Annotated in this window: 25 protein-coding genes; 7 read left to right on the top strand and 18 right to left on the bottom strand. The window is 63.6% G+C overall.

The features are described from left to right. The first annotated feature begins 33 nt into the window (after positions 1-33). A complete protein-coding gene (locus AC1TQG_RS17640; protein WP_482139879.1) occupies positions 34-1,077 on the top strand; it encodes a FecCD family ABC transporter permease in 1,044 nt (347 codons plus the stop codon). Continuing rightward, a complete protein-coding gene (locus tag AC1TQG_RS17635; protein WP_482139082.1) occupies positions 1,074-1,895 on the top strand; it encodes a heme ABC transporter ATP-binding protein in 822 nt (273 codons plus the stop codon). The genes AC1TQG_RS17640 and AC1TQG_RS17635 overlap by 4 nt, the downstream gene beginning before the upstream one ends. Positions 1,896-2,034: 139 nt before the next feature. On the opposite strand, the gene AC1TQG_RS17630 is transcribed toward AC1TQG_RS17635, so the two are convergent. Continuing rightward, positions 2,035-3,825, bottom strand: coding sequence for a penicillin-binding transpeptidase domain-containing protein (locus tag AC1TQG_RS17630; RefSeq protein WP_482139081.1), 1,791 nt, complete (start codon positions 3,823-3,825; stop codon positions 2,035-2,037). 286 nt (positions 3,826-4,111) lie between these two features. Here AC1TQG_RS17630 and AC1TQG_RS17625 point away from each other — a divergent pair, with 286 nt between their 5' ends. Next, positions 4,112-4,999 (top strand): IclR family transcriptional regulator, encoded by an 888-nt coding sequence (locus tag AC1TQG_RS17625; protein ID WP_482139079.1) that lies wholly within the window; start codon positions 4,112-4,114, stop codon positions 4,997-4,999. Positions 5,000-5,078: 79 nt separating this feature from the next. On the opposite strand, the gene AC1TQG_RS17620 is transcribed toward AC1TQG_RS17625, so the two are convergent. From AC1TQG_RS17620 to AC1TQG_RS17575, 10 genes are all read right to left on the bottom strand, one after another. Continuing rightward, positions 5,079-6,650, bottom strand: coding sequence for an ABC transporter substrate-binding protein (locus tag AC1TQG_RS17620; RefSeq protein ID WP_482139077.1), 1,572 nt, complete (start codon positions 6,648-6,650; stop codon positions 5,079-5,081). Between the two features lie 107 nt (positions 6,651-6,757). Continuing rightward, complete coding sequence (locus tag AC1TQG_RS17615) at positions 6,758-7,528, bottom strand: SDR family NAD(P)-dependent oxidoreductase (protein ID WP_482139075.1); 771 nt, start codon at positions 7,526-7,528, stop codon at positions 6,758-6,760. Between the two features lie 147 nt (positions 7,529-7,675). Continuing rightward, positions 7,676-8,557 (bottom strand): hypothetical protein, encoded by an 882-nt coding sequence (locus AC1TQG_RS17610; RefSeq protein WP_482139074.1) that lies wholly within the window; start codon positions 8,555-8,557, stop codon positions 7,676-7,678. A 180-nt stretch (positions 8,558-8,737) separates the two neighbouring features. Next, positions 8,738-9,547, bottom strand: coding sequence for an SDR family NAD(P)-dependent oxidoreductase (locus tag AC1TQG_RS17605; protein ID WP_482139072.1), 810 nt, complete (start codon positions 9,545-9,547; stop codon positions 8,738-8,740). A 108-nt stretch (positions 9,548-9,655) separates the two neighbouring features. Then, positions 9,656-11,635 (bottom strand): flavin-containing monooxygenase, encoded by a 1,980-nt coding sequence (locus AC1TQG_RS17600; protein ID WP_482139070.1) that lies wholly within the window; start codon positions 11,633-11,635, stop codon positions 9,656-9,658. 337 nt (positions 11,636-11,972) lie between these two features. After that, complete coding sequence (locus AC1TQG_RS17595; protein ID WP_482139068.1) at positions 11,973-12,809, bottom strand: GNAT family N-acetyltransferase; 837 nt, start codon at positions 12,807-12,809, stop codon at positions 11,973-11,975. A gap of 133 nt (positions 12,810-12,942) precedes the next feature. Further along, positions 12,943-14,106, bottom strand: coding sequence for a flavodoxin-dependent (E)-4-hydroxy-3-methylbut-2-enyl-diphosphate synthase (gene ispG / locus AC1TQG_RS17590; protein ID WP_482139066.1), 1,164 nt, complete (start codon positions 14,104-14,106; stop codon positions 12,943-12,945). Positions 14,107-14,149: 43 nt separating this feature from the next. Next, positions 14,150-15,361, bottom strand: coding sequence for a M50 family metallopeptidase (locus AC1TQG_RS17585; protein ID WP_482139064.1), 1,212 nt, complete (start codon positions 15,359-15,361; stop codon positions 14,150-14,152). 26 nt (positions 15,362-15,387) lie between these two features. Next, on the bottom strand, positions 15,388-16,554 hold the full coding sequence (gene dxr / locus AC1TQG_RS17580; RefSeq protein ID WP_482139062.1) for a 1-deoxy-D-xylulose-5-phosphate reductoisomerase: 1,167 nt from the start codon (positions 16,552-16,554) through the stop codon (positions 15,388-15,390). Between the two features lie 33 nt (positions 16,555-16,587). Next, on the bottom strand, positions 16,588-17,457 hold the full coding sequence (locus tag AC1TQG_RS17575) for a sigma-70 family RNA polymerase sigma factor (protein ID WP_482139060.1): 870 nt from the start codon (positions 17,455-17,457) through the stop codon (positions 16,588-16,590). Between the two features lie 131 nt (positions 17,458-17,588). Between AC1TQG_RS17575 and AC1TQG_RS17570 the strand changes: the two genes are divergently transcribed. Beyond that, positions 17,589-17,948 (top strand): DoxX family protein, encoded by a 360-nt coding sequence (locus AC1TQG_RS17570; RefSeq protein WP_482139058.1) that lies wholly within the window; start codon positions 17,589-17,591, stop codon positions 17,946-17,948. 31 nt (positions 17,949-17,979) lie between these two features. Here AC1TQG_RS17570 and puuE read toward each other — a convergent pair whose 3' ends face one another. Then, positions 17,980-18,921, bottom strand: coding sequence for an allantoinase PuuE (puuE, locus tag AC1TQG_RS17565; protein WP_482139057.1), 942 nt, complete (start codon positions 18,919-18,921; stop codon positions 17,980-17,982). Between the two features lie 162 nt (positions 18,922-19,083). Between puuE and AC1TQG_RS17560 the strand changes: the two genes are divergently transcribed. Together AC1TQG_RS17560 and AC1TQG_RS17555 are read left to right on the top strand one after the other, a co-directional pair. Further along, positions 19,084-19,338 (top strand): DUF2631 domain-containing protein, encoded by a 255-nt coding sequence (locus AC1TQG_RS17560; RefSeq protein ID WP_482139055.1) that lies wholly within the window; start codon positions 19,084-19,086, stop codon positions 19,336-19,338. Next, entirely contained in the window at positions 19,320-19,592 is a 273-nt protein-coding gene (locus AC1TQG_RS17555) for a hypothetical protein (protein ID WP_482139053.1), read from the top strand. The genes AC1TQG_RS17560 and AC1TQG_RS17555 overlap by 19 nt, the downstream gene beginning before the upstream one ends. On the opposite strand, the gene AC1TQG_RS17550 is transcribed toward AC1TQG_RS17555, so the two are convergent. Beyond that, positions 19,521-20,621 (bottom strand): class I SAM-dependent methyltransferase, encoded by a 1,101-nt coding sequence (locus tag AC1TQG_RS17550; RefSeq protein ID WP_482139051.1) that lies wholly within the window; start codon positions 20,619-20,621, stop codon positions 19,521-19,523. The genes AC1TQG_RS17555 and AC1TQG_RS17550 overlap by 72 nt on opposite strands. Before the next feature lie 121 nt (positions 20,622-20,742). After that, positions 20,743-21,852 (bottom strand): dual-specificity RNA methyltransferase RlmN, encoded by a 1,110-nt coding sequence (rlmN, locus tag AC1TQG_RS17545; RefSeq protein WP_482139049.1) that lies wholly within the window; start codon positions 21,850-21,852, stop codon positions 20,743-20,745. 85 nt (positions 21,853-21,937) lie between these two features. On the opposite strand from rlmN, the gene AC1TQG_RS17540 reads away from it, so the two are divergent. Beyond that, positions 21,938-22,330 carry a LapA family protein gene (locus tag AC1TQG_RS17540; protein WP_482139047.1) on the top strand — a complete coding sequence of 131 codons (393 nt, stop codon included), beginning with the start codon at positions 21,938-21,940 and terminating at the stop codon, positions 22,328-22,330. 40 nt (positions 22,331-22,370) lie between these two features. On the opposite strand, the gene AC1TQG_RS17535 is transcribed toward AC1TQG_RS17540, so the two are convergent. The 4 genes from AC1TQG_RS17535 to tsf form a co-directional block, all read right to left on the bottom strand. Continuing rightward, positions 22,371-23,339, bottom strand: a complete 969-nt coding sequence (locus tag AC1TQG_RS17535; RefSeq protein WP_482139045.1) for a phosphatidate cytidylyltransferase — start codon at positions 23,337-23,339, stop codon at positions 22,371-22,373. Next, positions 23,296-23,853: a ribosome recycling factor gene (gene frr / locus AC1TQG_RS17530; protein WP_482139043.1), complete on the bottom strand. Its 558-nt coding sequence runs from the start codon at positions 23,851-23,853 to the stop codon at positions 23,296-23,298. The genes AC1TQG_RS17535 and frr overlap by 44 nt, the downstream gene beginning before the upstream one ends. A gap of 47 nt (positions 23,854-23,900) precedes the next feature. Next, positions 23,901-24,632, bottom strand: a complete 732-nt coding sequence (gene pyrH / locus AC1TQG_RS17525; protein ID WP_482139042.1) for a UMP kinase — start codon at positions 24,630-24,632, stop codon at positions 23,901-23,903. 165 nt (positions 24,633-24,797) lie between these two features. Continuing rightward, positions 24,798-25,622 (bottom strand): translation elongation factor Ts, encoded by an 825-nt coding sequence (gene tsf, locus AC1TQG_RS17520; RefSeq protein WP_482139040.1) that lies wholly within the window; start codon positions 25,620-25,622, stop codon positions 24,798-24,800. Between the last annotated feature and the right edge of the window lie 51 nt (positions 25,623-25,673).

Raw genomic sequence — 25,673 nt, 5'->3', positions numbered from 1 at the left:
TCGCTCAAGGAGCGCGTCGGCGCACCATCCGGTATGCGGACGACCCTCTCTGCCCGCAACACCGCGATCATCGTCGGGATGCTGGTGCTGCTTGTTGTCCTGGTGGGCTGGTCCGCATCCATCGGTCAGGTCCGGATCCCACCCGCAGAGGTGTTCGGCTCGGTCATGCATCACCTCGGACTCGACATCGGCCCGATGCCCAGCTCACCCAACGGCGAAGAGACCCTATGGGCAGTGCGCTTTCCGCGGATCGTGATGGGCCTGCTCGTCGGGGCGACACTGGCCTGCGGCGGCTGCCTCCTGCAGGGCGTATTGGCGAACCCGCTGGCCGAACCCGGTGTCATCGGGGTGTCCGCCGGTGCCGCCGTCGGAGCCTGTCTGGTCATCGTGTCCGGCGGCGTCTGGGCGAGCGTCTGGGGGCTGGCCGGGGCTGCATTCGTCACCGCGCTGATCACCGCGGCGTTGGTCTACACGCTGTCGATGCGTGATGGCGCCACCTCTCCGGTGATGTTGATTCTCATCGGCATCGCGGTCAACGCCTTCGCCGCCGGGATCATCGCGTTCCTGACCTTTGTCGCCGATACCAACGACCGCGAGCAGATCGTCTTCTGGCAGCTGGGTTCATTGCAGGGCGTCGGATGGAAGCCGGTCTGGGTCGTCCTGCCGATCGCGATCGTGGGCATCTCGATCAGCATGCTGCTGGTGCGACGCCTCGACCTGCTCTCACTCGGCGAGATCCAGGCCGCGGCGCTGGGTGTCCGGGTGGAACCCGTGCGGCGCATCGCGATCTTCCTTGTTGCGCTGTTGACCGCGGCGGCAGTCGCTTTCACCGGCATCGTGATGTTTGTCGGACTGGTGGTGCCGCACGTGATGCGGCTCATCGTCGGTCCACGTCATCTCATCCTGCTGCCCACCAGCGTCATCGGTGGTGCCATCGTGGTCTGTGCCGCCGATCTGGGATCGCGGACGCTGATCGACGGGGCCGACCTGCCCCTTGGTGTCCTCACCTCACTTGTGGGTGGGCCGGTGTTCTTCCTGCTGCTCCGCCGAAGCCGGCACGCGGGGGTCGGCTGGTGACCGTACCCGCGCTCAACACATCCGGTGTCGAGGTGTCGATCGGTGGCCGACGCATCGTCACCGATATCGACCTCGAGCTGAACCACGGTGAGATCGTCGCGCTCGTCGGCCCCAATGGGTGCGGCAAATCGACGCTGCTATCCGGACTGACCGGTTTGCGACCACTGTCGGCAGGCACCGTGACACTCGACGGCACCGACCTCACCAAGATCGGCGCGCTCGAACTCGCACGCCGGCGTGCGCTTGTCACCCAGTCGGGACGGACCGATATCCCGTTCCTGGTCCACGAAGTGGTCGAGATGGGCAGGTTCCCGTGGAGTCGGACCCCCGAGGCTGCCGAGTCCGCGGCCATCGTCGCCGAATCGATGACCGAGTGCGACCTGCTCGAGATTCGGGACCGACCGTTCAGCCAACTGTCCGGCGGGCAACAGGCCCGGGTCTCACTCGCCCGCGCCCTGGCGCAGCACGCAAACATCCTGATGCTGGACGAACCGACCGCGGCTCTGGACATCCACCATCAAGAACGTGTGCTGGCTTTGCTGTCCAAACGAAGGTCAGCGGGCGCAGCGATTCTCATGGTCGTCCATGATCTGTCGCTTGCGGCGGCGTATGCCGATCGGGTGCTGCTGATGAAGGCCGGGCAGATGGTGGCGGCCGGACCGACCGCATCGGTGATGACCGCCGAACTCCTGTCGAGGATCTACGACCATCCGGTGTTGACGTGGACGCATCCCGAAACCGGCCAATTGTTGGTTCTGCCGGACCGGGCGTCGCACACCTCTGAACGTCCCTCGGACCGGCGAGGCACTCCCCTCTAGTGCCCCGCCGGCCCGAGTCATGATCTGACGCCGGTGATCCATCTACGGTTCCGCTGACAGCGGAATCCGTAAATAGCGGCAATCGGGGAAATTATAGGCAGGGCGTCTTTTAGAAAGCCAGCGACCCGGCGGCCTGCCCTCACTCCGGCAGGGCGGCAAGCATCTCGTGGGTGACGGCCACGGCATTGTCGGAGCTGCCCCCAAGGACAACCAGCGTCGCAAATGCCAGGTCCCCGCGGTATCCGGCGAACCACGCATGCGATCCACCGGCGACCTCGGCCTCTCCGGTCTTGCCGTAGACAACGCCGAGATCGGCCATCCGCAGCGCGGTTCCGGACGCGATCACCTCACGCATCATCGGACGGATCCCGTTGATCGCGTCGGCGTCGGCCGTCGGATGGGGTCCGGCGATCGTGGTGTCACGACCGAGGATGAGTTGCGGGACCGGGGTCGAACCGTGGGCCACCGTCGCGGCGACCATCGCCAATCCGAACGGACTGGTGAGCACCTTGCCCTGACCGAAACCGTCCTCGGTCCGTTGCACCAGCTCCGGCGCAATGGGCACCGATCCCGAATCGAGAGGCAGTCCGACCACCGAATACTCCGGCCCGATCCCCATCGAAGCCGCAGCGCGGGTCAGATCGGACGGCCCCATCTGACTGGCGAGTTCGGCAAATGTGGTGTTGCACGACCGGGCGAAAGCCGTCTGCATCGGCACCACGCCCAGTGCGAATCCGTTGTAGTTGGGCACACTTCGTTCACCGATGGTGATCTCCCCCGGGCACCCGACCATGGTGGATGGCGTGGCCAGACCGGTCTCCATCGCCGCGACCGATGTCACCACCTTGAAGGTCGAGCCCGGCGGGTAGAGGCCGATCGTCGCGATCTGCCCGTCCTTGTCGGCGAGTTCGTTCTGCGCCACCGCCAGAATGCGCCCGGTCGACGGCTGGATGACGACCATCGCGACCTGAAAGTCGTTGCGGGTGTTGACCGCTCGCTGTGCTGCTTCCTGCACCTGACGGGACAGACTGATCTCGACGGACGGTGCCGGATCCGGTGGTGTCTCGGCCAGGACACCGGCGTCGGCACCATTGGGATTCACCGCCACCACTTGCCAGCCGGCATCCCCGTCAAGATCCTTGGACACTTCCTTTTTGACCTGCGCCAGCAACGCCGGAGCGAAATCGGGGTTGGGAGCCACCAGGTCTGCCTGTTCGATGGCGTCGACCCCGGGCAACCCGGCCAGCCGATCACGCACCAGGTCGAAGTCGCGTTCGGTCAGGGTGATCACCGAATACGCGCCGCTGCGTCCGGTCGCCTGCTCGGCAATCACCTGCGCAGACAGACCCGGTTCGAATCTGCCCAACGCGTCGGCGAGCACGCTTGCCGTGGATGCCACCGCATCCGACTGTGCGGCAACAGCTGCGTCGAACTGGATGTTGAGAACCGTTCCCGGCACCAAGACATTGGTTCCATCACTCTCGCGCACCGGGGCGCGGTCCGGCGTGAGGGTCCGCAACGACATCGTCTGGGTGCCACCGAGCTGGGGATGGATCGCGGCGGGAACCCAGCGCACCAGCCACCCGGTATCGGTCCGGGACATCTGCAGCGTCGCCGAATACTCCCAGCTCTCCTCGCCGGGAAGCTCCCACGTGTAGTCGGCATTGACCGTCGCGGTGTCGCCGGTGATCTTCACCTGACCCGCGTCGGCCGACATGTCACTTGCCCGCAGACCGTCCCAGGTGGCACTCACCGCAGTTGCCGCCGGGTCAGGATGGTCGGTCGACTGACCCGCGCGCTCCGGATCGTTGTCGGCGAAGGCATCCAAGAATCGCTGCGCGGCAGCGCCGGGTCCGGTGTCGTTTGCGGAACAGGCCAGAGCAGTGCCCGCCAAGCCGATTGTGGTGACAACAACCACGAGCATCTTCATCGGCCGTCGGCGCGCGATTTGTATCATTGTCGGCCATATTCCCACACCACCGGGCCGTCGTAACGTTAAGAGCCCCAACGCCTGACCACGTGTCGCACACCTGGTGTCTCGCCTTTCCCAGGGCCGGTGCGGTTCAGAAGCCAAAACCCCCAGCGCCAAACTCTGTAGAACCGCTTCGACATTGGAGCATCTGTTCTGATATGTCGAAAAGGACTTCCATGAACGACGGGGTTACGCTGGCCCGAACCACAGCTCGCGTCAAGTGGTTCCACACACAAGGAGTTCAATGTCCCCCGCTGCTCGGCGAGCTCTACAGGTGCTGGATTTCCTCACCGTGAACAAGCGGGGCTCGTTCACGCTGAGCGAGCTGTCCAAGTCATTGGATGTCAGTCCCGCGTCGATGTTCTCGGTGCTCAAGGCGATGAGCGACGGGGGTTACGTGAGCAGGCACCCGCGCCACAAGACCTACACGCTGGGGCCGGCAGTGGTCGCCGCCGGGCACGCGGCCGCCGACGCCCACCCGGTCATCGAACTGGCACGATCTGAGATGGCCAACCTGGCAGCGAGTACCGGCCACGAATGCTCGGGCACTGTGCTGGTTGGCACCGACATACTCTGTATCGCGGTCGAGGGCAGACCAACCGGACAACAGCTTGCACTGGCGCCCGGTCAGCGCATACCTCTCATACCTCCGTTCGGACAGCCCTTCATGGCGTGGATGCCGCCTGCTGCGCTACGGGACTGGATCGCCGATCTACCGGAAGAACTACAGGAACGCGTCACCGCATACACACAGGCCTATGGCCCGGTGGTCAGGCAGCGGGGCTACACGATCGGCCTCGACGACCCCAGCCCCAAACGACGCTCGCTGACCAAACAGCTGGCCGATCGCCCGAACGAACCGGGGCTGCGCGAAGCCCTCCTGCAGCAATTCTTCGACGAGCAACCCGGTTATGCCGTACTGGATTTCGAGCCCGATATCGAATATCTGGTCGGGAACATCGGGGCACCGATCTTCGACCCAGATGGACGCGTGGCCTTCTCCGTCACCCTGCTCCATCTCGGAAGCCTCAAGGGCAGCGAGATCGCCGCGGCCGCGCAACCGGTGATTGCATCGGCACAACTGCTGACGCGCCAAATAGGCGGACGCGCACCAGACCACGATTGGGATTGATCTGTCAGAGGCGAACACCGGCAACGGTTCACCTGCGCTCGGGTTCCATTGCCGCGCGCGAGGTTTCTGCCGTCCCCGACTAGTTCGTCAACCACATCTCTTCGGGCAACGGTGAACCCAGACCGTACATATCGATGCCCTGAACATTGGTGCCGGAGATCACGGAGGGCACAGCACGGACGAAGAAGATGCCCGGAACCAACTCCACGAGCCGTTCCTGCACGGCGTCGTAGGCCTCTTTACGTTCGTCGACCGTGGTGCCGACCCGTCCGGCATCGAGTGCCGCATCGAGCTGGGGATCGCTGACTCCGGTCATGTTGCCCGGGGATTTCGAGTGGAAAGCACCCCACAGTTCGGTATCGGGGTCCAGGATCATCGCGGTGGACACCACCATGTCGAAGTCACGGGCTGCCACGACTGAACCGATCGCAGTGGAATCGAGCGCGGTGATACCCACTTCGACGTTGTCGTAGGCGCTGAGCTGAGCTTGTACTGCCTCACCGGTTTGTTTGTTCTCTGTGGACGAGAACGAGGTGAAATCGAACGAGACGGGTTTGCCGTCGGCGGCCAACTCGTCGAACAGCGCCTGCGCCTCGGCTTTGTTGCTCTCACGCAACGGAATATCGCTGTAGAACGGGGAGACCTCCGGGAACAGGGTCGTCGACGCGTCTCCGGCACCGTTATAGACCACCATGTTGAGCGTGTCGAGATCCAGGGCCAAGGACACCGCCCGGCGCGCTCTCACATCATCGAAGGGCGCACGGCGAAAGTTCATCGCCATGTAATAGCCGCCACCGGTTTCCACGAGATCGGTCTTGAGCCCGGCCGCTTCCGCCTTGGCGAAGTTCGCGGCATTCGATTCCGACGCCTGGTCCACTGCGCCGCTGGTGACAGCGTTGAAACGCTGAGCGGCATCGGGCACGAACTGAATGGTGAGAGTGTCGAGGTACGGCTTGGGAGCATCCCAGTAGCCCGGATTCTTCGCCATGGTCAGCTTGTCCTGACGGCTCCAATTGGTCATCGTGAACGGACCGGCACCGACCGGGGCCTTGTCGAACTCCACCTTCCCCTTTTGCAACGCGGTCGGCGACGCAACCCAGTTCAGCGAAGTGCTGACCACAGCCTGAGCAAAGTGCTGATTCGGGGCCACCATCGCGACCTTCAACGTCGTGGGGTCGACCACCTCGGTCCCGGAGATCTGGGGACTGACCTTGCTCGCGCCTGAACCGAGTGACGGGTCACGCATGCGCTCCCAGTTGAACTTGACCGCCGCGGCATCGAGCGGGGTGCCGTCGGTGAACATCAGTCCCGGCCGAAGCTTCAGCGTGTAGCTGCTGCCGCCATCAGTGGTCGAAAAGTCCTCGGCCATCTTGTATTCGATGTCGAGCGACTCGACATCGTTGACCATCAAAGTCCCGTACAACGCATTGCCCAACTGTGGTTGCGTCGCGTACACGTTCGACAACACCGCCGGGTCAAGGCTGCGCGGCTCGGCGGTCTGGATGATACGCCCGGCACCCCCGGCGACCGGTTCGCCGACATCCTCCGAAGCTCCGCCCGAGGTTGAGGATGAACCGCAGGCGGTGAGCAACAGGGTCACCGAGCTCACCGCAGCGATCGCCGCGCTGAGAAGACGTCTTTGCCGAAACATCGTCGACCTTTCACTGATAACAAGAGTGTTGGGGGGTATCGGGAGCGAGGGAACTGAAATCAATTGGTAGAGAAAGTAAGAACGGGCCCGATGTCGGGGGTGACGGCTCAGATCGCTTCGCGATGCGGTCCGGCGAGCTGACCGCCGTCGACAACCAGCGAAGTACCTGTGCAGTACGAGCTTTCGTCCGAGGCGAAGAACAACACCGCGTTGGCGATGTCTTCCGGCTTGCCGAACCGGGCGATCGGCTGCTTCTCCATCGCCGCCACGAGACGAGCGCGCACTTTGCCGGTGTTCTTGAGCATCATCGGTGTCTCGATGAATCCGGGATGGATCGAGTTGACCCGCACGCCGAGTGGGCCTCCCTCGAACGCCACGGTTTTGGTCAGTCCCGTGACAGCGAACTTCGCCGCGACAAACGACGTCATCCCCGATACACCGACGAGCCCATCGATCGAGCAGATGTTGACGATCGACCCGCCACCGTGTGCGGCCATGATGGGCAGCGCCGCACGTGTGCCCATCCATACCGAGGTGACATTCAGTTCGAGGATCGCGTGATGACCCTCGTACACCTCGTCGACGATATTGCCGACGCCGCGCCCACCGCCGGCACTGTTGACAAGCACATCGAGCGGCCCGAAATGCTCACTCGTTTTCTCCAACAACCGATCCCAATCCCCTTGGTTGGTAGCGTCGGCGTGCACGAAGAGAGCCCCCGAGCCCAGGTCCCGGGCGAGGGACTCCCCCAGCTCGTCATTGACGTCGGCGATCACCACACGCGCACCCTCATGCACAAACCGCTGCACCGACGCAGCGCCGATGCCACTGGCACCGCCGATCACTACTGCAACCTTGCCCTCAAGCCTCGTACTCACTGAACCGACCTTTCCTTCCGCTGTCGCGGATTTCGTTACCCGCCAGACGTATTCGTCTCAGCGCTACCACAATCTCGGCATGCGGCATCCAACAGCGACCACACCAACAACTGAACAACGCCAGCGTCGCAGGAGGGATCGACGACGCTAACGCAGCTCGTCGATGTAGGCGTCGGTGCCGACGATCGTCGGAACGAACGGTGCCGCGAAAACAAGCTCGCCACCCACAGCGGCAATCTTCTCGGTATGCGAACGGAAACGTGACCAGCACGAGCGTGGATCCTCCTGCAGAAACCACAGCACCTGCAACGCAACACTGTCGTTGTAAGGCATACCCGGCGCCCGCGGAATCGTGCTGCCCGAACCATCGAAGTTCGGCGCACGCTTCGGGTGTGATCGAGATGCGATCGCCATCGCGATCGGAGAACCCTCGAGCTCCCCTGGAATCACGGTGTCGCGCAACGCAGCAAGAACCTCATCGCGCGAGGCACCCTCGGCAATGTCGATGATCTCGAAAACCAGCCCCTTCATCGGATGCAAGAAGGCATGCTCTGCGCGCATCGAGGGCAGATCGGACCGCACCACGGTGAACTCGTGGAGTTGCATGCCGGTGTAGATGTGCTTGCGGTGTTCAAAGGTCCGTTCGGGCTTGAGAGCCAGATTCTCGACCATGGCCGGCGCGCTCCACGAACGGACGTCATCGAAGCGGTCCGCGGCATGCAGATACGTCGAGATGTACGCACCGTCAGTGACCGGCTGGACTACCGGGGAGTCCTCCGGAAACCGGAGCAACTGCAGATCGCGGGTCGCGACCCAGCGGCGACCGCCGAGCACGCCGGGTCCTACCACTGCGCCGGCAAAGAAGTGGTCATCTTCGTACCAACGGTTGTACGCGCGCTCGTGCCCGCGGTCCGGCTCGACCATCGTGATCAGCCCACCACTGATCCCCAGCTCGTTGCGCGGGTCGAGTCCGATCGCCCGGTACGGGTTGATGTTCTGATCCGCAGTGGCATTCATCGTGTCGGTCACAATATTCTCGCAATCCTGAGACATTCGACGCGCGCGCCGAGATCTCATCTGTCGGATGAAGAACTCCCAAGAGTCCTCCACACTTTTGTTGATCGGCCTGATCCGGCCGTCTATGTCAAGGAGCAGGGGTTACCGGGTGCTTCAAGCACCCGGGGATCTCCGCAAACGGCGGAAAACGGGTCAGACCATGTGCGTCCCACCGTTGACCCGCACCACCTGGCCGGTCACGAATGCGCTCGCCCCCAACGCGAGTGTGAGCGCCGACAACGCTATGTCGCGGACGGTCCCGACCGTCTTGAGCGGCGACGCCGCTGCCATCATCGCCACGTATTCGGTGCGCTTGCCATCGTCGACGGTGCCGTCGGGGTTGGTCCAATGTTGCCTGGTCAGCCCCGTCTCGACCCAGCCCGGTGCAATGGCGTTGACGCGGATGCCTGCAGCACCGAGCTCCACCGCGAAGGTGCGAGTCAGTTGCGCCACACCACCTTTCGAGATCGCGTAGGTGATGCGCCCAGCACTGGCGCTGTCGATGATGCCCGAGGCGAGATTGACGATGCACCCGCCCGCCGACATGACCCGGCCCGCGGCCTGGCACGCGAAGAACGTGCCGCTCAGGTTGATGCGCAGCACCTTCTCGAGTTCCTCGGGCGTGACCTCGAGAGCTTTTCGCATGATCTGGATGCCGGCAGCATTGACGAGGATATCGAGCCGCCCGTGGTCGGCGACGACGTCATCGACGACGGCCGACACCGCTGCGGGGTCAGATACGTCCAGCAGTCGGGTCGTGACCGTGAACCCCTGCTCGGCGGCGCGAGAACGCGTCTCGTCCAAGCCGGATTCGTTCACGTCGGTCGCGATCACACGCGCCCCTGCCGACGCGAGCACAATCGCCGTCTCCTGTCCGATGCCACTTCCGGCGCCGGTGACAAGTGCTATTTTGTCTGACACCAAAAACGCGTCGGTGATGGCATGCTCTTGGGTTTGGGTCATACGGCATCCATTCTGATTGTGGGCCAAAGGAATTCGTGCCCCCGACTCGGCGAGCCCGCGGTCGGGAAACTCAACCGAGTGAGGGACAACGCACGTTCGCCGGGAGTGTCAGGCAACTGTTACGAGGTCGTCGAAGTCGTCTCCGACCTCTGCGTCCGTTGAACCCCGTCCGACATCGGTGAACGTGAAATCGCTGCGATCGAGATGCAAAAAGCGCGTTCCGAGGTCCAGACCGGACAACGGAGTACTCGTGCCAAGACGACCGTGCTCATTGACGTAGTAGTTTCGCTCGGGGTTGGCCGCAGGATGGAGCCAGATCAGCTTGCTCGCCTCGTCATCGACAGCGTTGTTGTACTCCCAGAACGCCTCCTCGGTCACTTCAGCGCCCATCTGACCGTCCTCGACCACCGCGACGATCACCCGCCCGATATACCCCACCCACGCCTCCATCCACGCAGGCAGCCCACCGACCCCGATCCCGCCACCGGTCGCCGGCTGCGCATTCGGGCCATAGAGCACAAACAGATTCGGAAACTCCGGGATCGCCACACCCTGATAGGCCCGCGGACCACCCTCCCGGTTCCAACGCTCTTCGATGTGCACCCCACCGCGCCCACGAAAATCGATGGGCCAGAGCCACTTGGTCACTTCGAAACCGACAGCGGTGAGCGCCAGATCAATCTTTCTCTCGACGCCGTCGGCAGTGATGATCCCGCCCTCGGTGAACTTTTCGATGCCCTCGGTCACCAGCTCGACGTTGTCGCGGGTCAGTGAGCGATACCAACCGTTGTCGACGATCGGGCGCCGAGCTGCCGGGGTGTAATCAGGAATGAGCTTGTCGACCAGATCGGCGCGATCATCGACCTGCGAACGGATGTACTGGGTCAGATTCTTCCGCAAGTTGTCGTTGCTCTTACTGAAAATCCCACCAGCAGCCTGCCATTCGGGATCGGGCTGGATCGTATCGCGCGGATTGTTCGGTTTCAGTGCAGTGGTACGGGCCCAATTCCAGTAGTGCGGGATGTTATCCAGAATCCAACGCATCTCCGGACTGACCGGCTCGCCATAACCTTCGCGCGGTGCAATCCACTGCGGCGTCCGCTGGAACACATGAACCTGGGCTGCGTCCTCGGCGATCCTCGACAGAATCTGAACACCGGTCGAACCGTTACCGATGATGGCGACTGACTTCCCCTGCGCGCTGTGCTCATCGGTCCACTCGGTGGTGTGGATGATTTCGCCCGCGAAGTCCTCGATACCCTCGGCGACAAGCTTTTTCGGCGTGGAGAACAATCCGGTCGCGGTGACCACGAAATTGCTGCTGACATCCCATGCCACACCGTCCGCGTCCGACACACGCAGCGCCCACGACGATGACCGTTCATCGAACTCGGCCGCCTGCACCTCATGCTCGAACCGGATGTTGTCGAACACCCCGTAGTTCTTTGCGACCATCTCCACGTAGCCGCGCACCTCGGGCTGGCGTGCGAACTGCTCGGTCCACGGATGGTTCTTCACAAAGCTGTACTCGTAAGTGGTGCTCGCGGTGTCGACCCGCGCATCCGGATAGGTGTTGATCGCCCACGTGCCACCCACGTCCGGCCGACGCTCATAGATCACATAGGAGATACCGAGCTGCTCGAGCTGCACAGCCATCGCAATACCGCACAACCCCGCGCCGATGATCACCACCGAGAACTCATCGGTACGGGCGGGACGCTCGCCGGTCCACTGCGTGAACAGAGGAAACTCATCGACCGCGGGCATCGTGCGCGCCACCGCGAACTCCGCCTCGGTCAATTCCTGCCCCAGAGCCAACTCCATCATCTTGCGCAGCTCACCCTCATCGAGGTCCCGCGGAATGTAATCAGCGGCCTTGTGGGCCAAAAAGTCCTCAGCTATGGAGAAAAGCTCCTCACGCGATTCCTCGGCGATCGTCATCTCGAACGCAGCGCCGCTTCGGATCGGCACCAACTCGAGCTTCATCTCCGCCAATGCGGGGTCCTGCGTCGCATGCAGCAGGGCCAAACGCAGAGCGTGCAGATTCGAGCCAGCCAGCGCCCGCCGTACAAAATTGTTATTCGACATCAACCGTCTCATTTCGGCATTTCGAATTTGGTTTCGGTATTAGAAATGACGTTAGCTTGGGTACAAGTCGGTGTCAACGATTTTCGGATACGGAGTGTGATGCCCCTCTCACTGAGGGAGGTCTTCACAAGGCGGGCGATGTCGGACTTCGTTGCCGGAATCGAACGCGGCTCGGTCACGCTGAGCGGGGGTTGTTCACGTCATCGGACGTAAGGTCTACCTCGATGTTCGCGGCGCTCAAGGCATGAAGCAACAGGGGCTGCGCAAGTCGGCGCCTCAACCACATGGCGTACACAGTCGGGCAAGCAGCGGCTGCTGCCGGACATGGGGCCTGGTGTCAGTCGACCAGGACCGTGGCGAAGGTCCCGACCTCGTGCATGCCGACGCGTCGATACGCCTCGCGCGCGGCGATATTGAAGGAATTGACGTACAGGCTGGCCGTCCTGCCCCCACAGACGATCGCTTCGACAACTGCAGCCGTACCGGCGGTGCCGAGCCCGAGCCCACGCTTGTCCGGAGAAACCCAGACTCCCTGGATCTGGCCGACGCTGCGGGAGAGCGCGCCGACCTCTGCCTTGAACACCACTTCACCGTTCTCGAACCGCGCATACGCCCGGCCGGCATTGATCAGTCCGGCGATCCGGCGACGGTATGAACGCCCACCGTCTCCGGCGCAAGGGTCGACACCGACCTCCCCGATGAACATTTCCACCGCAGCAGGCAGATAGGCGTCGATCTCGTCGAGACGGACACGTCGCACCAACGGGTCACCGGCGATCGCCGGCTCGGTTGCCAAGGCCAAAAGTGGTTGGCTGCACCGGATTTCACGGGCCGGACCCCAGTATTCGCTGGTGTATTCCCACAGCGGCATCACCAGTTCGGTCGGACCCACGATCGACGAACACGCACGCGGATTGCGTACCGCCCGTTCGGCGAAGATCTGGACATCGTCCGCGGTCCCGAACAACGGCACCAGGTTGGCACCAGAGAAACACAGCGACGACATCGGCTGGTCGTTGCTCCACAACTCACCGCCGAGGGATCTGGGGTGGATGCCGTGGTCTTCGACCCGGGCGGCCACCATGCAGGAGGCCACCGGATCCTGGGCCAGGGCATGGGTCACCGCGTAGAAATCCCGCTCACCGAGCGGACGGTCACCCAACAGCTTCAGCACCGCGGCTCCCAGGGTCTCAACAGACGATTGCGTACCCACGCCATTCTGCCAGCCCGCCCGGTGCCCAGTCAGCTCACCGTGACAATTCGTTCAGCTCGCTCAAGACAATCGGTCAGCTCGCCGAAAAAGTCGGTCAGCTCACCGTGACAGTCGGTGCACCCGATTCGGATTCACCGGCGGCGTCGGCGATCCGCATCGCCTCTTCGATGAGTGTCTCCACGATCTGCGCTTCGGGGACGGTCTTGATGACCTCACCCTTGACGAAGATCTGACCGCGGCCATTGCCTGAGGCAACACCGAGATCGGCCTCGCGGGCCTCCCCCGGCCCGTTGACCACACAACCCATCACGGCCACGCGCAGCGGGATCTCCATCCCCTCGAGTCCGGCGCTGACCTCTTCGGCGAGTTTGTAGACGTCGACCTGCGCACGCCCACACGACGGGCACGACACGATCTCGAGTTTGCGCGGACGCAGGTTCAGGGACTGCAGGATCTGGTTGCCGACCTTGATCTCCTCGATCGGCGGGGCCGACAGGGACACGCGGATGGTGTCGCCGATACCTTCGGCCAGCAACGCGCCAAACGCCACGGCCGATTTGATCGTGCCCTGGAACGCCGGTCCGGCCTCGGTGACGCCGAGGTGCAGTGGATAGTCGCAGGCGGCCGCGAGCTGCCGGTACGCCTCGACCATGATCACCGGGTCATTGTGTTTGACCGAGATCTTGATGTCGCCGAAACCGTGCTCCTCGAACAGGCCCGCCTCCCACAGCGCCGACTCGACCAGCGCCTCCGGTGTGGCCTTCCCGTACTTCTTGAGCAGTCGCGGATCCAGTGAACCGGCGTTGACGCCGATCCGGATGGGGATCCCGGCGGCACCCGCGGCTTTTGCGACCTCTTTGACCCGACCGTCGAACTCCTTGATGTTGCCGGGGTTGACCCGCACGGCAGCACAACCGGCGTCGATGGCAGCAAAAATGTACTTCGGCTGAAAGTGGATGTCGGCGATGACCGGGATCTGCGACTTCTTGGCGATCGCCGGAAGCGCCTCCGCGTCCTCGGGACGGGGGCACGCCACGCGGACGATGTCACAGCCCGCCGCGGTCAGTTCCGCGATCTGCTGCAGCGTCGCATTGATGTCGTGGGTCTTGGTTGTCGTCATCGACTGGACCGATACCGGGTGGTCGCTGCCCACCGGCACCGAACCGACCTGGAGTTGGCGGGTCTTCCGGCGCGGCGCAAGTACCGGCGGAGGCACCGGTGGCATCCCCAGACCGATAGCGGTTGCGTCTGCACTCATCGTTGTGTCACTTCCTGATCGATGAAAAAAACTTCGCTGTTGGCTAGAACGCCTTGATGGGGTTCACGATGTCGGCGGTGAGCGTCAGGGCCATGTATCCACCCATGATCACCAGTACGACATACGTGATCGGCATCAACTTCATGTAATCGACGGGCGGTCCGGCGGCCAGGCCACGGGAACTGCGCAACGCGTTGCGCACCTTCTCGTAGCCCACGATCGCCATGTGCCCACCATCCAAGGGTAGTAGCGGGACCAAATTGAACAGTGCCAGGAAGAAGTTGATGCTGGCCAACAGGAAGATGAAGAACCACCACACACCGTGATCGGCCGCGTCGCCGCCGATGACCGAAGCACCGACAACGCTGACCGGGGTGTCGGCGGCGCGTTCTCCGCCGGTGACCGACGTCCACAGGTCACCGATCTTCGAGGGCAACGAGATCAGCGATTCCCAGGTCCGCACCATCAGGTCGCCGGTGAATCCGGCTGCGGCCGGGACAGCACCGAGCACCGACGGATGCTCCCACGCAGCTTGCAGATCGTAGGTGATTCCCACCATGCCGACGGTCTTGGTTGTGGCCACGCCCTCACTGTCGGTCACCGTGGCGGCGACCGGTTGTGGTGTGACCATCAGATCGAGCTGCTCACCCCCGCGGTCAACGGTGAGGGCGACCGGCGCGCTGGCTGCCTGCAGAATCTTGCTGAGCTCGGCGTAGTCGTCGATCTTCTTGCCGTTTGCCGCAACGACGGTGTCCCCGGGCAGAAGTCCGGCCTGCTGGGCTGGGCCTTCACCTGAACACTCAGCGCTCTTCCCGTTGGTCGTGGTTTCGCCGACGCACTGAACTGCTCCGACCTTCGCAGGCAACGTCTCGTTCAGGCTCGGCAGACCCCAGGCGATCGCCATGATGACGATGAGCGCGAACCCGAGGATCAGGTTCATCGCCGGACCGGCGACAAGTACAACGAGCCGCTTCCACGGCTTCTGCTTGTACATCGCCCGGGACTCGTCTTCCGGCGCGATCTCGTCGTGGGTGGTCATGCCGGCGATGTCGCAGAATCCGCCGAGCGGCACCGCCTTGACGCCGTACTCGGTCTCGCCCCTACGCGTCGACCACATTGTCGGACCGAAGCCCACGAAGTAGCGGCGCACCTTCATGCCCGTACGTTGCGCGGCCCACATGTGGCCGCACTCGTGCCACGCGATCGAGGCCAGCAAACCGAAAGCAAAGAGCACCACGCCCAAGACGAACATCATCGGTCGTACTTACCCTTCTCGATCATTTAGCGGCGCGCGCCGGCTACAAGCGCTGTAGCGCGTGTGCGTGCCCAGGCATCGGCCGCAAGAACGTCATCCACCGTACCTGGGTCCGCGGACCACTGATCCGCATCGGCGAGCACCTCACCCACGATGCCGACGATCCGCGGGAACGTGATCTGCCCGGCGAAGAAGCCGTCGGCGGCGGCCTCGTTGGCGGCGTTGAACACAGCGGTCAGGCAGCCGCCCCGGGTTCCCGCCTCGCGGGCCAGGTCGATCGCCGGGAACACGGCGTTGTCGACGGGGGCAAAAGTCCAGGTACTCGCCTGACTGAAGTCGCAGGCGGCGGAGGCGCCTGCGATCCGGTCGGGCCAGCCCAGCGCCAACGCGATCGGCAGTTTCATCGAGGGCGGTGAGGCCTTGGCGATGGTGGCCCCGTCGATGAACGTGACCATGGAATGCACGATCGACTGCCGATGAACGGTGACATCGATGTGGTCGTACGGAACACCGAACAACAGGTGCGCCTCGATCACCTCGAGCGCCTTGTTCACCAGCGTGGCCGAGTTGAGCGTGATCATCGGTCCCATCGACCAGGTCGGATGCTTGCCCGCCTGCTCCGGCGTGACATTGACCAATTGTGCTGCGTCCCAGCCATAGAACGGTCCACCGGAGGCTGTCAGCACAAGCCGGTCGACCTCGTCGGCGGTGCCGCCCCGCAGGCATTGCGCGATCGCCGAGTGTTCGGAATCGACCGCGACGATCTGGCCCGGTGCCGCGGCAGCGAGCACCAGCGCGCCACCGGCAACCAGCGATTCCTTGTTGGCCAGTGCCAGCCGCGCGCCGGAGGCGAGCGCGGCCAGCGTCGGCCGCAGGCCCAGCGAACCCACCACCGCGTTCAGGACGACATCAGCCTCGACGTTCTCGATCAGCTCACACATGGCATCGGGCCCGCTGCGGATGCCCTCGACCCCGGCCATCGCCGCGACCTTGTCCACTTTGTTCGGATCGGCCACGGCGACCGCTGAGCCGGACAGTCCGAGGTCCACGATCTGTTTGGCGAGTAGATCCACGTTTCCCCCGCCGGCGCCGAGGCCCACCACCGTGAAGCGATCACGGTTGGCGGCGATCACTTCCAGCGCCTGGGTGCCGATCGATCCGGTGCTGCCGAGGATGAGAACACGTGTGGTCACCTCTCCAGTGTCCTCGATCGCCGCAACTCCCGGCTATGCACCCGCCGAAGCGGCCAGGGCGATTCTGGCCGTACTCAGGTCGGCCGCTGCGACAACACGGATTTCGTGGATGACGGCGGCATCGATGTTGAACAGCATCGCCGCGACGAGGCGTCCGGATGGCGCGATGATCACAGCCGGATGACCGTCGACCAGCGCGACCTCCGCGATCAGTGCCCGGTCCTGGAAATCCCGCGTCTGATCTGCGACGGCATGGCTGCCCCGGACAACCGCTGCCACGTGTGCGGGTAGCAGCGTGCTGTCGGCGATTCTGACCACATCAGGTGCCAGCAACGTCAGTAATGAGGCGATGTCGCCACTGCGGGAGGCTTCGAGATAAGCCTTCACCAGGGCGGTGTCGGCCACCGGCGCGATGCCTTCGTGCGGCGGACGGACGCGAGAGCGCGCCCGACTGGCAAGCTTTTTGGCTGCGTCCGGTGATCGCTGCAAAACCAGGGCGATGTCTTCGAACGGCACGGCGAACAGGTCGTGCAGCACAAAAGCAACGCGTTGCGCAGGCGAGAGTCGATCCAAGACAACGAGGAGCGCACGTCCGACGGAGTCGACCCAGAGTGCCTCCTCCTCCGGCCCCGGCCCGGCGGCCCGGGGGTCCTCGAGTCGATCGATGTCGACTTCGGCCCGTCGTTGCCGGCCTCGGAGAACGTCGAGTGCTTCCCGCGAGGTGACGGTCGTCAGCCAGGCAGCAGGTCGATCGATCGATTGCGGCGCGGTGGACCGCGCCTTGATCCACGCCGCCTGCAGCGCGTCGTCGGCGTCGTGCAGATTTCCGGTGATCCGGTAGGCAACCGCCCGCAGGTGCGCGCGGTTCACCTCGAATTGTGTGATCAGCAGGTCCGGATCCATGGGGTCACCTTTCGGGTGTCGCCGGCGTCGAAGAAGTGCCACCAATCATCGAACGACGACATCGGAGGAAGTACCCGACGTGACCCTACAAGCGTTTCCGTCCGCAGCATCGAAGAGGACGTGAAAGAGCCATGCACACAATCTATCTCGCCATTGCAGGCGTCACCGTCGCCATCAATGCGGCCATCGTGGTCGCCGACTGGTTCCGGGCCCCCTTTGTCCTGGCCAATTCTGCGGAGGTGAACGTGCCCATCGCGTGGCTTCCGTGGCTGGCGACGTGCAAGGCAGCCGGAGCCCTCGGTGTCCTGATCGGAGTTGTCATGGACGCACCGTTACTGGTGGTTGCGGCTTCGGCCGGCCTGGTGATGTTCTTCGTCGGCGCGATGATCTTCCACATCGGGGCTCGCGTGTTCTACAACATCGCGTTTCCCGGCTTTTACCTGTTGACCGCGGTCGCGACATTCTGCCTGGCGCTGACAGGGATCGCGTAGCTGTCTTGGCCCAAGGACTGTCCGGTCGGCACTATCCGGTCGGCGGGTGCGTCGCGATCCAGTGCCGTGCGATGTCGATGCGGCGGGTGATCCAGACCTTGTCGTGGGACTGCACATGATCGAGGAAGCGCTCAAGAGCCGCGGTCCGCGCGGGACGCCCGGCCAACCGGCAATGCAGACCGATCGAGAGCATCTTGGGTGCCCCGGCCTCGCCTTCGGCGTAGAGAACGTCGAACGCGTCTCTGAGATGGGCATAGAACTGATCCCCCGAGGGAAACCCGGCCGGGGACGCGAACTTCATGTCGTTGGTGTCGAGTGTGTACGGCACCACGAGGTGGTCGATCTGCGATTCGCCCGAGGGCACCTTCACCCAGTAGGGCAGGTCGTCGGCGTAGCTGTCGGAGTCGTAGAGCAACCCACCGTGTTCGACGACCAGGCGCCGGGTGTTCGGGGAGTCGCGGCCGGTGTACCAGCCCAGCGGTGCGCTGCCGGTGAGTTCGGTGAGGATTTCCATGGCTTCGGCCATGTGCTCACGCTCGACGTCGGGTTCGGTGAGCTGATAATTCAGCCATCGCAGTCCGTGTGAGGCGATCTCGTCGCCGCGTTCGAGAAAAGCCGCCACCGCCTCGGGGTTGCGCGCCATCGCCTGGGCGACGGCGAAGATCGTCAGCGGGAGCCCACGGCGTTCGAATACCCGCAACACCCGCCACAGACCGGCCCGCGACCCGTACTCGTACAGCGACTCCATGCTCATGTGCCGGTTCGGAAAGGCCGCGACGCCTGCCATCTCCGAGAGGAACGTCTCGCTCCCCGGATCACCGTCGAGGACGTTGTTCTCCGAGCCCTCTTCGTAATTCAGGACAAATTGAACGGCGATGTTCGCCTGTCCTGGCCATTGCGGGTCAGGGGGCGTGGGGCCGTATCCGATCAGATCTCTCGGATAGTCGGCACGGGTGTGGTTCTCGAGCGGCACCGAATCATTCTGGCACCGGCCCGGCAACGCCGCCGGTCGAGCGCGCGTCAGCATCACGCCGCGCCGTCCATCCCGCACAGACGGGACCGCGACTGCCGGTACGCATCGGGTCGCGATATGCTCATCGCAGCAAAAGTCGGATCGAAACCAGCAGGAGTAATCGTGGCCAGCACTGAGGTCGAGTACAAGCCCGAACCCGCGGAAGCGCCTTCAGCTCGGTTCGGCTGGCACGGCGAAGGCATCAAGACGTTCAAGATCGCCGCCTGGGTTTCGGTCATCGCGTTGCTCGCCATGCTGGTCGGCAATCATGAGGGTCATATCGAAGACTTCTACCTGCTCGGATTCGTCGCCTTGCTGATCTTCATGCTCGTTCGCGGCGAGGTCGTCAGCCGCGGAAAGTGGAAGAAGCGCAAGTAGCGCTTTCGATCTACCCGACGGGACCGCGCGCCTGTCCTCGTCGGCACCTCCGCGCCCTGCGCGACGGGCTCGGAGCCGAAGTGTTCGACACCGAGTACGCGGCCGGCGCAGCCCGCGACCTGTCGACCGCAGGCCGGATCGCCGTCACCGAGAGCCGACGACTGCTCGAGTGCCGGGAAGGGTCATTGGAGACGGTAGAAACGGAACAGATCGTGATCGATGTCGACGACCGTCGCACCATCGAATCCGGCTGAGCGAGCATAACTTTCGAGCGTTGAATGCCGCATCACCGTCCCGGTCGCGGCGCTGTCCGGATCGGACATGCCATCGGGCAGGCAGCACAGGATCGAAAATCCGTAGAGAAGCTGTTCGACAGGGCCGGCATCGGCGGAGAAGGTTTCCGCGGTGCGCTCATCCATGATCACCACCGGGGCGGCGGCTGCTGCAATCCGTCGCGCGGTCGCAAGGAACGCCACCGGATCAGACAGGTCGTGGACGCATTCGAACGCGAACACCGCGTCGTACCGACCGGACAGCTCGGATTCCTGCAGATCGGATTCCCGCAGGTCCGCGATCCGGAATTGCACCCGGTCCCCCACACCGTGGGCCGCGGCGTTTCTGGTGGCCGCCGCGATGGACGCGGCGTCGACGTCGAAGCCGTCGACCGTGATCTCTGGGTAACCCAGTGCCAGGGCGATCGCCGACCAACCTTCACCGCAACCGATATCGGCGACCCGACCGGTCGACTGCAACCGACTGTGCAGGTCCGGCACCTTCGGGATGAACTCCTGGGCGAGCTGGCCGAGGAACATGGGCCGGTTGGCGTAGGCCTGCGCCTCGCGGGCGTCGGTGCCGAGCTGTTGCCACGACACGCCACCACCGTTGCGGTACGCCTCGATCAGAGCAGGCAAGGCCGCGCCTGTGGCCGCGAAGAAGCGGGATATCGACGCCATGTAGTTCAGGCTGTCCTGGTTCACCAGAACCTCGGCGTGCGCCGGTGGCAGTGCGAACCGGACCGGCTCATGTTCCGTCAACGCCGTGATGTACCCGGCAACGCTTTGGTGCTCGAGCCACTCGCGGGCGTACCGGCCGACGGTGCCCGTGCGGTGCGCCAGCTCGTCGGCGGTAATCGGCCCCTCGGTCGCAAGCGTCCGGTACCAATCGAGTCGATCGCCGAGATAGAGCGCGAAGACGTTCTGCGCTCCCAACAGGTCTGCGAACACGGCGTCGGCGAACTGTTCGACCGACGAATCGGATGTGGTGGGTGATGTGGTGCTGGTCATGGCACGATTCCTGTCCTCGTATCGAGTGATTCGAGTTCAATGATCGCGCTCGGACAATGCAGCCCGGATGCAGCCCGGATGCAGCTCGGTTGCACCCGGTGCGAGCCGGATGCCCCAACGACTACTTCTCTTCGGCTGCCAACTGCCCGCAGGCTGCGCCGATCTCCTGGCCCCTGGTGTCTCGAACCGTGCACGACACACCCTGGGCGAGGACACGTCTGACGAACTCCCGTTCGGCGGGCTTCGGGCTGGCATCCCACTTCGAACCCGGTGTCGGGTTGAGCGGAATCAGGTTCACGTGCACCAGCGGGCCCAGAGCCTTGCGCAGTTTGTCACCGAGCATGTCGGCGCGCCAGGGCTGGTCGTTGATGTCGCGGATCAGGGCGTATTCGATCGAGACCCGGCGACCGGTGCTGTCCGCGTAGTAGCGGGCGGCGTCGAGCACCTCTTTCACCGACCACCGGTTGTTCACCGGCACCAGGGTGTCGCGCAGTTCGTCGTCCGGAGTGTGCAGGGACACCGCGAGCGTGACGGTGAGGCCTTCGTCGGCCATCCGGCGGATCGCAGGGGCCAGGCCCACCGTGGACACCGTCACCGACCGCTGGGAGATTCCCAGACCGTCAGGTGCCGGCGAGGTGATCTTCCGAACGGCATCGATCACGCGCTTGTAGTTGGCCAGCGGCTCACCCATGCCCATGAACACCACATTGGACAGGCGGCCGGGCTCACCGAGCTCTCCGTCACGCATCGCACGGGCCGCAGACCGGACCTGATCGACGATTTCGGCGGTCGACAGGTTGCGGTCCAGGCCGCCCTGCCCGGTGGCACAAAACGGGCAGGCCATGCCGCAACCGGCCTGACTCGAAATGCAGAGCGTGGTGCGGTCGGTATAGCGCATCAGCACCGATTCGAGCAGGGTTCCATCGTGCAGCCGCCACAGTGTCTTGCGAGTGGTGTTGTCGTCGCAGGCGACGTGCCGGACCACGGTCATCAGCTGGGGAAACAGCGCTTGTCCCACCGGTTCGCGCATCGCCGCAGGTAGATCGGTCATCTCTGCGGGATCGGCGTTGAGCCGCGAGTAGTACTGACGGGCCAACTGGTCCGCGCGGAACTTCGGCAGGCCGAGTTTTGCGACCGCGGCGACACGTCCTTCGGCGTCCAGATCTGCAAGGTGTTGTGGAGGCATGCCGCGTTTGGGCGCGTCAAACACCAGCGGAAGCGGAACTGTCATGGTTAAAGCGTGACGTAGATCCGCCGCAGATGCCAATTTCGCGACTGTGATTGTCGTCGGGCGACAGTCAGAGGAAGATGGACATATGACGCAGCCGACAGATGGATACCCGCAGGAACCCGCGGGTTATGTGAACCCGGACCAGACTCCCCCGGAAACCAGCCCGGTCGGTGGCGACGTGCCCGTCGCCGATCACCGGGACGAACTTCGACGCCAAGCCCTCGACGATGTGAAGCACACCCGCACCCGCGCCGCCTGGGTCGGCCTGATCGTCGGCGCGGTCATCACCCTGATGTTGCTGGTATTCATCGTGCAGAATCTCGACAGCCAGAACATCGAATTGTTCTTCTGGACCGTCAGCCTGCCACTCGGAGTCAGCTTGCTGATCGCGGCCATCCTGGGTGCGGTGATCACCGCGATCGTCGGCAGCCTGCGGATGCTGCAGGTCCGCCGGGCCGTCAAAAGGTCTCAGCCCTGAGTTCCGGCCGGTTCTGAATACCGGGCGCACCTGGCTTTGTCTACAGCAGGGCGCCCAGGATCGCCCACACCACAAACGCAGAGGGCAGCAGCGAATCGAGACGGTCCATGATACCGCCGTGACCGGGCAGCAGAGTGCCCATGTCCTTGATCCCGAGGTCGCGCTTGACCTGTGATTCGACAAGGTCGCCGAGCGTTGCGCAGATGACCAGCACCGGTCCCAGGATCAAACCGATCCACCATTGAGCGTCCACGACGAACACGATGGTCAAGACCGCCCCGACAACGCCGAAGACCAGGGAGCCGACCATCCCCTCCCACGATTTCTTGGGACTGATGGCCGGCGCCATGGCGTGCTTGCCCAGCAGGACACCGAAGACGTAGCCGCCGACGTCGGAGCAGACCACCACGATCACCAGTGTGAACACTCGGGCAGCGCCGTTGTCCTCGAGGACCATCGAGGCACCGAAAGCACCCATCAACGGGAGCCAGCACAACACAAGTGTGGTGCCTGCAAGATCTTGCAGGTAGTTCTCGGGCGCGGATTTCAGTCCCTGCGCCAACAACTTCCAGATCATCGACACCAGGACCGTCGCGGCCAGCGCGACGATCGACGCCGTGACACCCCACGGCCAGCTCACCCACATCATGGCCTGACCGCCGACCAGGATCGGGATCAGCGCGACGTTGATGCCGCTCTCACGCAGCCGCTTGGTGACTTCCCAGCTGGCGACACCGATGGCCACGGCGACCACGGGGAACCACACCTCGGGTACGAAGATGAGGATCAGGATCAGCGACACACCGAGTGCGCCGCCTACACCGATGGCAGCCGGCAGGTCACGTCCCGCGCGGGAAGTCGAGCCCTTGGGCTGCGGTCCTGGTGTGCCCTGCGGCCGATTTGTATCGGTCACCTGATGCCCTGCTCCTTCAGTCACTGCCAGAGGTACGTCACCAACCGGTGACTCAGACCTCAAGCAGTTCCGCTTCTTTGTGCTTGACCAGCTCATCGATCTGGTGGACGTATGACGCGGTGGTCTTGTCGAGATCTTTTTCCGCCCGGGTCACGTCGTCTTCGCCGGCTTCGCCGTCTTTCTGGATGCGCTTGAGCTCATCGACGGCCTTGCGGCGCACGTTGCGGATGGTGACCTTGGCGTCTTCACCCTTCGACTTGACCTGCTTGACGAGCTCGCGTCGGCGCTCTTCGGTCAGCTGCGGAATCGAGATCCGAATGATGTTGCCATCATTGGTCGGGTTGACGCCGAGATCGGAATTACGGATGGAGGTCTCGATGAGCCCAAGCGTGCTGGCCTCATACGGCTTGATGACCACCATGCGCGCTTCGGTGGTGTTGATGGAAGCAACCTGCGTGATCGGGGTCTGTGAACCGTAGTAGTCGATGGTGACCCGGTTGAACATCGCCGGATTGGCGCGTCCGGTCCGGACCGAGCCCATGTCGTCGCGCGCGACACCGACTGCTTTTTCCATTTTTTCTTCGGCGTCCAGGAGCGCGTCGTCGATCATGGTGTCCTCCGTTGTCGTGTACGTGCTGATGTGGGTATTGCGACCGGTCAGGTGCTGACCAGTGTTCCGATCTTCTCACCTGCGACCGCTCGGGCAATGTTCCCCTCCACCAGCAAATTGAACACCAGCATCGGCATCTGGTTGTCCATACACAGGCTGAACGCTGTCGCGTCTGCGACCTTGAGGCCCTTTTCGATGACCTCACGGTGGGTGATCTCGCGGTAGAGCGTGGCGTCGGGGTCGACCCGAGGGTCGGCGGAATAGACACCGTCGACGCCCTTGGCCATCAGCACCACCTCGGCCTTGATCTCCAGAGCACGCTGTGCGGCGGTGGTATCGGTGGAGAAGTAGGGCATGCCCATGCCGGCGCCGAAGATGACGACGCGGCCCTTCTCGAGGTGACGCTCGGCCCGCAGTGGAATGTACGGTTCGGCGACCTGACCCATGGTGATGGCGGTCTGCACGCGCGTGACGATGCCGCGTTTCTCCAGGAAGTCTTGCAGCGCAAGGCAATTCATGACGGTGCCGAGCATGCCCATGTAATCGGAACGTGAGCGCTCGAGGCCCCGCTGTTGCAGTTCGGCGCCGCGGAAGAAGTTGCCACCACCGATGACGACTGCCACCTGGACACCCGAGTTGACCACTTCGGCGATCTGGTCGGCAACGGTCGAGACAACATCGGGATCGAGCCCGACCTTGCCGCCGCCGAACATCTCGCCACCGAGCTTGAGAAGCACGCGCTTGAATCCGGTGCGCTCGGGCGTGATGTCCTCGGTCATGTGGGGTGTCCCTTCGTTGTGCCTGTGTACGTCAGGCTCATTCTGACGCCCGACACTTTGTGATCTGCATCTGGGTGATCTGTGTCGGGCTCGATCGTAACGGGACCGTTGCACAAAAGAACCCCGGCGAATCAGATGATTCGCACGGGGTTCTTTGCACAAAAATCAGGCCTGTCCGACCTCGAAACGGGTGAACGACACTACCTGAGCGCCCGCCTCATCGAGAACAGCCTTGACGGTCTTCTTCGAATCCGTGACCGAAGACTGATCGACGAGGACGACGTCCTTGTAGAACCCGTTGACGCGACCTTCGACGATCTTGGGGAGCGCAGCCTCTGGCTTGCCCTCCTCACGAGCGGTCTGCTCGGCGATGCGACGCTCGGAAGCGACAACATCCTCGGGGACCTCGTCACGGGTTGCGTACTTGGCGCGCAGTGCGGCGACCTGCATCGCAGCGCCGCGAGCGGCCTCTGCAGCAGCGTCGGAGTCACCGGTGTACTCGACCAGGACACCAACGGACGGCGGCAGATCCGACGCCCGCTTGTGCAGGTACGAGGCAACCTTGCCACCGTGGTAAGCAACGCGACGAAGGACCAGCTTCTCGCCGATCTTCGCAGCAAGCGCCTGAACGAGCTCGTCGACCGTGCTGTCGCCGACCTTCGTGGCCTTGAGGACCTCCACGTCGGACGTCTTCGCGGCAACCGCAGCGTCGAGAACCTGGGCCGCGAGGGCCTGGAACTCATCGTTCTTCGCGACGAAGTCGGTCTCAGAGTTGATCTCGATCATCGCGCCGTCTTTTGCGGCGATCAGACCTTCGGCCGTGGACCGCTCGGCACGCTTGCCGACGTCCTTGGCACCCTTGATCCGCAGCTCTTCGACGGCCTTGTCGAGATCGCCATCATTGGCGGCCAGAGCATTTTTGCAATCGAGCATTCCCGAACCGGTCAGTTCGCGGAGCCGCTTCACGTCAGCGGCGGTGTAGTTCGCCATGGGTGGGCGAGCCTCCTGTTGTCGATGATTCTGGAAGTTGTCGGACCAGAA

Source organism: Williamsia sp. Y844 (genome assembly GCF_056786475.1).
The sequence above is the reverse complement of the archived record's forward strand: the minus strand, read 5'-3'. Positions and strand labels throughout refer to the sequence as shown.